This is a genomic window from Saccharospirillum sp. (genome assembly GCF_040881935.1).
Classification (GTDB): Bacteria; Pseudomonadota; Gammaproteobacteria; order Pseudomonadales; family Natronospirillaceae; genus Saccharospirillum.
Map to the genome: position 1 here is coordinate 40,604 of NZ_JBBECH010000095.1, position 9,442 is coordinate 50,045.

Annotated in this window: 7 protein-coding genes; 3 read left to right on the forward strand and 4 right to left on the reverse strand. The window is 58.6% G+C overall.

Features of this window, described 5'->3' with window-relative positions:
- Positions 1-14: 14 nt before the first annotated feature.
- From WEB54_RS17575 to WEB54_RS17585, 3 genes are read left to right on the forward strand one after another with little or no spacing between them, the layout of a single operon-like run.
- A complete protein-coding gene (locus tag WEB54_RS17575) occupies positions 15-1,916 on the forward strand; it encodes a (Fe-S)-binding protein (protein WP_368056851.1) in 1,902 nt (633 codons plus the stop codon).
- Positions 1,913-3,190, forward strand: coding sequence for an electron transfer flavoprotein subunit alpha/FixB family protein (locus tag WEB54_RS17580; protein ID WP_368056852.1), 1,278 nt, complete (start codon positions 1,913-1,915; stop codon positions 3,188-3,190). The genes WEB54_RS17575 and WEB54_RS17580 overlap by 4 nt, the downstream gene beginning before the upstream one ends.
- Entirely contained in the window at positions 3,180-3,986 is an 807-nt protein-coding gene (locus WEB54_RS17585) for an electron transfer flavoprotein subunit beta (protein ID WP_368056853.1), read from the forward strand. The genes WEB54_RS17580 and WEB54_RS17585 overlap by 11 nt, the downstream gene beginning before the upstream one ends.
- Positions 3,987-4,090: 104 nt before the next feature.
- On the opposite strand, the gene WEB54_RS17590 is transcribed toward WEB54_RS17585, so the two are convergent.
- The 4 genes from WEB54_RS17590 to ligD form a co-directional block, all read right to left on the reverse strand.
- Positions 4,091-4,654, reverse strand: a complete 564-nt coding sequence (locus WEB54_RS17590; protein ID WP_368056854.1) for an ATP-dependent Clp protease proteolytic subunit — start codon at positions 4,652-4,654, stop codon at positions 4,091-4,093.
- Positions 4,655-4,731: 77 nt separating this feature from the next.
- Positions 4,732-5,727: a Ku protein gene (locus WEB54_RS17595; protein ID WP_368056855.1), complete on the reverse strand. Its 996-nt coding sequence runs from the start codon at positions 5,725-5,727 to the stop codon at positions 4,732-4,734.
- 9 nt (positions 5,728-5,736) lie between these two features.
- The gene (locus WEB54_RS17600) at positions 5,737-6,516 is read right to left on the reverse strand and encodes a Ku protein (protein ID WP_368056856.1); all 780 of its coding nucleotides are present in this window, start codon (positions 6,514-6,516) and stop codon (positions 5,737-5,739) included.
- Positions 6,517-6,730: 214 nt separating this feature from the next.
- Positions 6,731-9,274 carry a DNA ligase D gene (ligD, locus tag WEB54_RS17605; RefSeq protein WP_368056857.1) on the reverse strand — a complete coding sequence of 848 codons (2,544 nt, stop codon included), beginning with the start codon at positions 9,272-9,274 and terminating at the stop codon, positions 6,731-6,733.
- Between the last annotated feature and the right edge of the window lie 168 nt (positions 9,275-9,442).

The window sequence follows — 9,442 nt, forward strand, 5'->3', positions numbered from 1 at the left end:
GCGAGAGGTGTTGGATGCTGACTGACTGGTTACTGCCCATATTGTTGTTCGGCGCCCTGGCGCTGATGCTGATTGGTGCAACACGGCGGGTCCTTGCGTGGCGTGCAGGGCGGGATGAACCGGTGGCGGTATTGGCTGGTTTAATGGCCATGCCACGCCGCTATCTGGTCGACCTGCATCATGTGGTTCAGCGCGACCGCTTTATGGCCAACACCCATGTGGCAACGGCCGGTGGTTTTGTTGCTGCCCTGGCTCTGGCGTTGCTGGTGCATGGTATTGGTGTTGATTCGACCATTTTGAATGGGCTGATTCTGCTCAGCGCAGCCGGCATGTTTGTCGGCGCCTGCTGCGTTGCCTGGCGTCGGCGGAATCCGCCCAGTCGTCTGTCTCGCGGGCCCTGGATGCGGCTGCCGAAAAGCCTGCTGGTGTTTTCTACCTCGCTGTTTTTAATCACCTTGATGACCGCCGACTGGTTTCCGTCTGGGCTGGTCGGCTGGGTGTTCAGTGGCCTGTTGTTGATTGGCCTGACCCTGGGGTTGGCGGAAATGCTGGTGGGTATGGGCTGGGGCGGCCCGATGAAACACGCCTTTGCCGGCGCCCTGCATCTGGCCTTTCACCGGCGCCCGGAACGGTTTGGCGGTGGTCGCTCGACTGGGTTGAAACCGCTGAATCTGACCGATGATGCGCTCGGTGTCGCCAAGCCGAGCGATTTTGCCTGGAACCAGTTGCTCGGCTTCGATGCCTGTGTGCAATGCGGCCGCTGCGAAGCGGTTTGCCCGGCCTTTGCCGCCGGCCAGCCGCTGAATCCGAAGAAACTGATTCAGGATATGGTGGTCGGGTTGAGCGGTGGAACCGACGCCGGTTACCACGGCAGCGCCTACCCCGGTAAACCGGTTGGTGAGGCGAAGGGGCAGCCCGGTCAGGTCATCGTAGACGGTCTGGTCAGTGCCGAGACGCTCTGGTCCTGCACCACCTGCCGTGCCTGCGTGGAAGAATGCCCGATGATGATCGAGCACGTCGACGCCATTGTCGACATGCGGCGCTTTTTAACGCAGGAACGCGGTGAAACGCCGGGTGCCGGTGTACAGGTACTGGATAATCTGATCGCAACCGATAACCCGGGCGGGCAGGACCCGGCCCGGCGGTTCGACTGGGCGGCCGATCTTGAGCTGCCACTGATCGCTGATGTCGGTCGTGCCGACGTCTTGTTCTGGATCAGCGATGGCGCCTTTGACCAGCGTAGCCAGCGCATTCTGCGCGCCTTTGTTGCGGTCATGCGGGCCGCCGGGGTCGACTTTGCCGTGCTCGGTAACGACGAATGTGATTCCGGTGATGTTGCCCGCCGGCTGGGTGACGACGCCACCTTTCAGCGGCTGGCACGGCACAATATCGAACTGCTCAGCCGCTACTCGTTTAACCGCATTGTGACCACCGACCCCCATGCTTTCCATGTGTTGGCCAATGAGTACGGTGACTTCGGCGGCCACTATCGGGTTCAACACCACAGCATGTTCATCAATGAACTGATGGAGCAGGGCCAACTGAATTTACAACCCAGGGCCTTGGGGCGCGTGACCTATCACGACCCCTGCTACCTGGGCCGATATAATGGCGAATATGAGTCACCGCGTGCCGTGCTGAATACGCTCGGTATTGAAGTTCAGGAAATGACGCGTTCCGGTTATCGGTCGCGTTGCTGCGGTGGCGGCGGTGGGGCACCCATTACCGATATTCCCGGCGAACATCGCATAGCCGACATGCGCGTGGACGATGCGCGGGCCGTTGAGGCCGAGACCATAGCGGTCGCCTGCCAGCAGTGTACGGCCATGCTCGAAGGGGTGGTGGAACCGAGGCCGCAAATCAAAGATCTGGCCGAACTGGTTAGCGAAGCACTGGCGACGGAGCAGCGAGCATGAGCCTTCGAATCAGACGCAACCCGCGCCAGGAGCGCATTCGTCGCAACCGCCTGCACCCGGAGCACGACGCATTAATGGCCGTAACGGTGCCGGTGATTGGCCCGACCGGGCTGCGACGCATCAACCCGCATCAAACCGGCTTTGTGATGGTTCAGGGACGCAAGCGCCTTAACCGCCTGAACCCGGGCGGGGTTGGATTCGCGACATCGAGTCAGCCCGGCAGAGTGCAAACCAAAGAAAAACCGTTACACAGCGTTACCGATCCAGTCGGCTATGTAGCGGCCGTACTGGATCTGCCCGGCGGACGGCTCAGCAGTCATGACCGGGATGTGCTCGGGCTGGCGCAGCAACTGGCACAGGCAAAAGACGAACCTCATGCCGTATTGGCCATTGCGCTGGGCGACGTGCGGGAAACCGACCTTGGCGGTGCCGGTGCCGACCGGGTGATTCAGTTGAACCAGCTGCACAATGAGGCATTAGCCGGTTATTGCCCCGAGCTGAAACTGGCGTTACTTAACGCCATCGAACAGCAATACCAACCCGCCTTCTGGCTGTTTCCGGACAGCATTGCCGGCGGTGCGGACCTGGGCTCGCGCTGGGCCGTGCAATTGGGTGAACGAGCAGCAGTGCAAGCCTGGCAAGTCAGTGAGGAAAACAGCGTGTGCCGGGGTGGCAGTCTGCTAACCGACTGGCACCGGCCGACGCCGCGTGTCTTGCTGCTAACTGCGGAATGCGCAGCCCCGGTTGAAGAACATCGCCACGAAGCCTTGCCGCTAGAGTTCAGCTTACCCGATCCAGTTTCAGTGACCATTGAAGACCTTGGCCCGGTCAGCGTTGACCCCAGTCAGATCGCTCTGAGTGAAGCCGAGTTTATTCTTGCCGCCGGTAACGGCGTTCGCAATTGGGAGCAGTTCCACCAGGTGGCGACGGTATTGGGTGCAACCGAAGGCGCCAGCCGGGTTGCGGTTGACGATGGTTATATGCCGCGCCATCGGCAGGTTGGTGCGAGTGGTACCTGGGTATCCGCGCGGGTTTATCTGGCCGTCGGTATTTCTGGCGCCATTCAGCATTTGCAGGGCATTGGCCAGTGCGAAACGGTGATCGCCATTAACCTGGATGCCGGTTGCGACATGGTACGCCGGGCCGATTTAACGGTGATCGCCGACAGCGAAGCGGTGTTTGCCGAATTGCTGAACCTGATGGCTGAACGTCAGACGGGCACCGCCGATCAAGACGGCACCGCTCACGAAGGAGAGGCTCGCCATGTTGCCTGAATCGCTTTCCAGGGCCCGGTCGGGTCATCCTCTTAAGGTCGCCGCCCTGGTCTCTGTTGGCCAGCATCCGTTGTCACGCCGTGAACGCCGGGCCGAACAGGACGCCCGCGCTCTGGAGCTGGCGCTCTCGTTGTCATCGGAATTGCCCGGTCTGATCCACGTGGGCTCAGCCCAAAGCGATGCCCTGCGGTCCTATCTGGGGATGGGCCTTACCGAAATGACAGTTCTGAATGCAGGCCCCGATGCCGATGCCTTACCGGCACTGATTGACCATCTGCGTGACCAGTCTTTAGACATTGTATTGACCGGTGTGCGTGCCGAGTGCGGCGAGGGTTCAGGCTTGCTGCCCTATGCGCTGGCCGATCGGCTGGGGTGGCCCATGGTGCCTCGCATCGTATCGGTGGTATCCATTGCAGACGGCTATGCCGAAGTCTGGCAAGCTTTACCCCGGGGGCAACGGCGTGCCCTGCGCGTGCCGCTGCCCTTTGTGGCCAGCGTCGACCCGGCGGCAGAGCCTGCCCGCCAGTCGGCCTTTGGCCCGGCTCAGCGGGGTAACATCGATGCCTGGCCTTGCGTTGCCGAACCGGACCAGGCCCGTGCCCACTGGCAACAACACCCCGCCAAACCCCGACCCAAACGCCTGGCCGTCGCCAAAGGCGGTACTGCCGCAGAACGTATGAAAGCCGCCACCGCCAAACCCCAGGGGCAGGGCGGGCAGGTTATTAGCGAAGGGACGGATAGGGAGAAAGCCGAAGCGATTCTGGTTCGGCTGGTGGCCGAAGGGGTGGTACGTTAGCGAGCCTTCTTACAATTCATTGGCGCAATCGGCCCACTTGAACGGGACCGAATAATGACAGGCGTGCTGGCAAGGTTGATCAGCACTTGCCAGCACGGCGCGGCTCAAATCACGTCGTGGATCAGCCCGAGCTTCAGCGCCTCGTGACAATCGATATACCAGTTTTCGGGCGCCCGGTTGCGAATCGTTTCGAAATCGACCTTGGAACCCTTGATAATCGCCCGGAAACCCTCTTCCTCGATATCGATCGAATGTTCGATCTCGTGGAGCGTGGCCTTGAGCGCCGCGACACAGGTACGCAGCGGACCATTGACATCCACCGTCTTTTGTATCTGGCGTTCGTGGATCATCAGCCGCGTCGTCTCGGTCAGGAAGCGGCAATCGACCGGGAAGAACGACATGAAGGTGGCGCCAGCCGAATAGACGGCGATCTTGCCAAGGAGCATCATCTCGAGTCCGCTCTGCTCGCGCAGCAAACGGACATCGTCGCCCATCATCCGCGCCACCTCGGGATCCCCGCCAAGCGTGGTGATGGTGATAATAATTGGGCCGGTGGCCGGGCAGGCTTCGAGCTGCTGTCGAAAGCTGTCGTACATGTCCTGATCGACAGTGCCCGACAGGCGTATATGTGGATTGGCAAGTAGGGCGTGACGGTTAGAATCGGGCATCGTGTGACTCCAGTGTATAATAAAAGTAAGTAATGTTGAGCCAATGTGATTTGGCTAACGTGTTACCACGCGATATGTCATTGACGGCGCTCGCTCGTTAACGCGACGATCAGTTTTTCCTTGGACATTGTGCTGCGACCGGGTACGTCTCTGGTTTGTGCCATTTCATAAAGCTCAGCCTTGCTTTTCGACTTGAGCTCTCCCCCACGTCCCGTTGCTGACTTTCCGGTTTTACGCTGGGGGGCTGCTCGTGCTCGAAGCTTGCCTTGCAGACGCTCTTTCAAGACTTCCATCAGATCGACCACGTTCGATGAACTTTCTTCGACCTCTTCGGTGTCGTCACTGGCCTGTACAACGTTGGTACCGGAAAGCAATTTCTTGTCGGCGAGTTTGACGATGCCGGCACTGCGTTTATCCTCCAGTTCACCGTGATCCAGTGTTTTCGCTTTCAACGCCTTGATGGCTTTGGTGAATTGCTTAACGGTGGCGGCATCGTGCGAATCCCTGGCTGGTAATCCTATGGCGTCCGGGCTACGAACTTCCTCAGAAAAACGCAGCGTCTCCGCGCGCAGAATCCCACGCTCGGCAATGATCGCGCACAAATATTCCTTTCCTCGCATTACAAAGGTTGCAATGCCGGCACGATCTTCCTGCTCCAATGTCTTGGCGAGAAGTCGATAGGCTTTTGTGGTACTACCATTGGGTACCAGAAAGTATGCCCGCTCGAAATGCAGTGGACTCAGCTCATGCAACTCAACAAATTGCTTGAGATCAATTTCGCGGGACTTCTCAGGGTCGAGTGCCTCAAGTTCATCGTCCTCGACGATAATGAATTGATCTTTTTCATATTCGTAGCCACGCACGAGGTCTTCGGCATCGAGCGGTTTGCTGTCGTCTGAACCAAAAAAACGACGCTGGAGGAAGTTACCCTGTGCATCGACCATGCGCAGGCGCAGCGTTGTGCCGCGGGTCGCCGGAAACAGACTGACAGGGACGCTCACCAGCCCAAAGGTGACAACACCCGACCAAAACGGCTTCAGGTTTTCGGTGTCTTCGCCAGGTTCTTCTGCCATAAAGCTTCCTCATGCGCTCTTGCGTACAGACTTCAGGCTCGCTTGCAAGGCGCGCTTCACGTCGTCGTCGGGTTTCTTTGGCCTGGCTTTGGCCAGTTTCAGGCGCGGCCCACCTTTCGCTTTTGCCTCTACCAGTTTCAGTACTCGCTCGCGATAGGCATCGTGAAAGTCAGATAAATTCAGTTCCGCTGCCAGCATGCCAACCAACTGCTGCGCCATTTCTATTTCCTTCGGGTTCAGCGCCGGGCCGCCGGGTGCATCGAGCTCTTCTACAGCGACGACTTCGTCGGCGTGCTTCAGCGACATCAGCACCGGATACCCCTGATGCAGACGCAGCGCGCCCCTATACTGTTTGCCACGCATTACCCAACGCACGAAGCCCTGCAACTTGCTGCTCTCGATGGCTTCCGTGAACGCGAAGTAGGCTTTACTGTCGCCATCGGGCCCCAGGTAGTAGGGCCTGTCGTACCAGCGGCGGTCAATTTGCCCGGTGGGCAGAAAGGCGATAATCTCGATGTCGCGCGAAGCTTCCGGTTCCAGCGCATCGAGCTCGGATGTCTCAAGGATGACACGGTCGCCGTTGTCCGCTACGTAGGCTCGGCGCGTTTCATCATGCGGTACTATCTTGCCCGTTTCCGGGTTGACCATGGCCCCGTGAACCGGTTGTTTGTCCTTGCGGCTAAGGATACGAAAATGAATATTTCGATCCTCGATCGCTGAATACAGCTTTACCGGCACCTGATGCTTGCCACATTGGACAACCGCTTTCCACATCGCGCGAGCGGCCATCACAGGTCTCCTGTAGTTTCGTGGCACAGCGGGCAGTGGGGTTCGCTGTCCACGGCGACCACGACACATACCGCGCAAACCGGGGCATCGCAGCCGCTGCAGTAGAGCATTGCTTCTACATGATGCGGCTGCTTGCACCAGGTACAGAGCGCTGGTCCTGGCGCCTTCCACCAACCGGCTGTTGTGCCCGGCTCGTCATAATCGAGATACTTCTTCATAACCCTATCGCCTTGCGCATGCGAGGTGTGATTGCGACCTGGGCATCATAGAAATCACCCCAGGGGTCTTCTTTGAGGTGTGCGAGGCGCCGCCGCAGGTTTGCGACCGAGTATTGGTCCGGGCGCAGCGAAGGTTTCAGGTCTTCCCACCGCACCGGCACAGCCACCGGCGCTCCAGGCCTGGCCCGTGTTGAATAACAGCCGACGGCGGTAGCCCCGCGCCCATTGCGCAGATAGTCGATAAAAATCTTCTTGTGGCGCTGAGCTTTGGGAAGTTTGGTGGTCAGCCGCGACGGCGCGTCGGCAGCATGCTGCTCGGAAACCGCTTTTGCGAACGCCTTAACACCGTCCCAGTCTGTTGTCGGACGCAGTGGCACGACCACATGCAGGCCCTTGCCGCCGGTGGTGCGCAAGAATGCATTGAAGCCGAGCTGTTCGAGCCGCTCGCGCAGCTCTCTGGTCACCTTGAGAATGTCCGGCCACTGCACACCGGGCGAGGGGTCGAGATCGAACACCATCAGGTCCGGATGCTCCGTATCCGTAATCAGGCTGCCGAACGGATGGAATTCGAGTACGCCCGCTTGCACCAGAGCAATAACTTGCGCGATTGACTGAACATAAGCATAGGGTTTAGCACCCTTGCTTTGTCGAAAGTCTTGCCGCGGAACATGGCGGGCCTGACTGGCGAGCAGATGTTTCTGGAAGAAACATTTTTCCTGGCTGCCATCCGGGCAACGAACCAGTGAAAGCAGACGATTGGCGAGCAGCGGTAGCAACCAGTCCTGAATGTCCGCATAAAATTGGGCTACCTCGAGTTTAGTGAGCCCGATATCCGGGTAGACGACGCGATCCGGATGCGTAATGCGGACTCCCTCAACCACATCGTCACCGCGCGCAGAGGTTGGGGTGTGGCGCTTGCCAGAAGCTTTACCAGTGGGCGACACTTTATTGGCATGCTGGGTAGTTGCTGAAGCCATAACAACCTCTTTGGGATTACGGTCTTCGCGTACACCGCGAAAGGTTGAGTGACGCAAACGTCCCTCGCGCGTCTGGTCACTGAACGCAACGTCAACAACGACCTGGGGCGTGACCCAGGTGACGCCGCTTGCATCGGGCACGGCGTCTGCGAAAGGAGATGATTGTTTGCTGGCTTTACTCAGAACAGCGTGCAGGTGCACCAGTTGTTTAGCACTGAAGCCGGTACCGACACGCCCCCGGTAACACAAAGCAGAACCATCCCAACTGCCAAGCAACAAGGCACCGAACCCTTTACGCGAACCTGACGGCGGGGTAAATCCGCCGACGACAAATTCACTGTCTTTGGCGTCTTTTATTTTCAACCAGGCTTTGCTGCGTCGGTTGTTGTAATGGGCATCGGCACGCTTTGCTACGGTGCCCTCCAGGCCGAGTTCGCATGCGTGTGCGAAGAATTCCCGTCCATGTCCGGTAACGTGATCGGAGTACTGTATTAACGACCCCGCAACCGCAAAGCCACTTTGCTGCAGAAGACTCCGTAACGCAGCCTTGCGATCAAGCAGTGTTGCCTTTGTTAAATCGTAACCATCGAGATACATTAGATCGAACAACTGCAAGACCAGCGAGCCGGTATTTTTCGCACTGATTAAATCTTGCAACTCAGCGAAGTTGGATGCGCCTTCTTTACCCATGGCGATCATCTCGCCGTCGAGAATCGCGTCCCTCGCGCTGAGGCCCCCAAGCTGCTGTGCCTGTGCCTTAAAGCGGCTCGTCCAATTGAGTCCGTTGCGTGACAATAAACGGACGTTCCCTGCGGCGACGTGAACGATTATTCGATAACCGTCGAACTTTATTTCATGGACCCAGTCATCGCCATCTGGCGCGGCTTTTGCCACCGTGGCGAGTTGAGGCGCGAAGCTTGCCGGCAACGTCTGACGGCGAGCACCGGCAATAGTGGCAGGCGATAACGGCGCACTGTCTGTCTTCGCCAGTGCGGACTGATCGAAGGCGGCTTCACTGGTGATCTCTGCCATGCTTCTTCCGCTGTGGATACTGCGGTCGTGCGCTTCTGCAGCGCTGATGTCGTTGGTACCACGTTTGATCAGTAGCCAATTGTTTGCTGGCCTGCCGGAATTGGTGCCGCTGCGCACCAGTGTCCACGCGCCCTTCAACTTGCTCCCGTCGAGCGTAAAGTCAATGCGGTCGGCATCGTGCTTGCCGGTTACCACCCAACTGCCTTCATCCCAAAGCATAATGGTGCCGCCGCCATAGTGGCCCTTTGGGATGGTGCCTTCGAACTCGCCGTAGTCAATGGGGTGATCCTCGACCTCCACCGCCAACCGCTTTTCGCCACGCTTCAGGCTCGGGCCTTTGGGCAACGCCCAACTGCGCAGAACACCTTGCTCCTCGAGGCGCAAATCATAATGAAGGTGGCTCGCCTTGTGCTTGTGCATGACATAACGCTGGCCCGGTGAAGGCGACGAATCGCCCCGGGGTTCCGCCGTGTGCTCAAAGTCTCGCTTGCGACGGTAGGTGGACAGGGACCGCTTTGTGGCGTTAGTCATATAGGGTGATCCCGCTATCGTTAATCTCAGCCGAACAGCGATACGATGCCAGTATCCAGCCAAAAGTGACGTTACGTAAGTGAATATGTACGACAAATGATGCCAGGAATGAAGCTTACGTCTTGCGAACCGCAGACACCGTTCGATACCCCACTTACCCGATTTTTT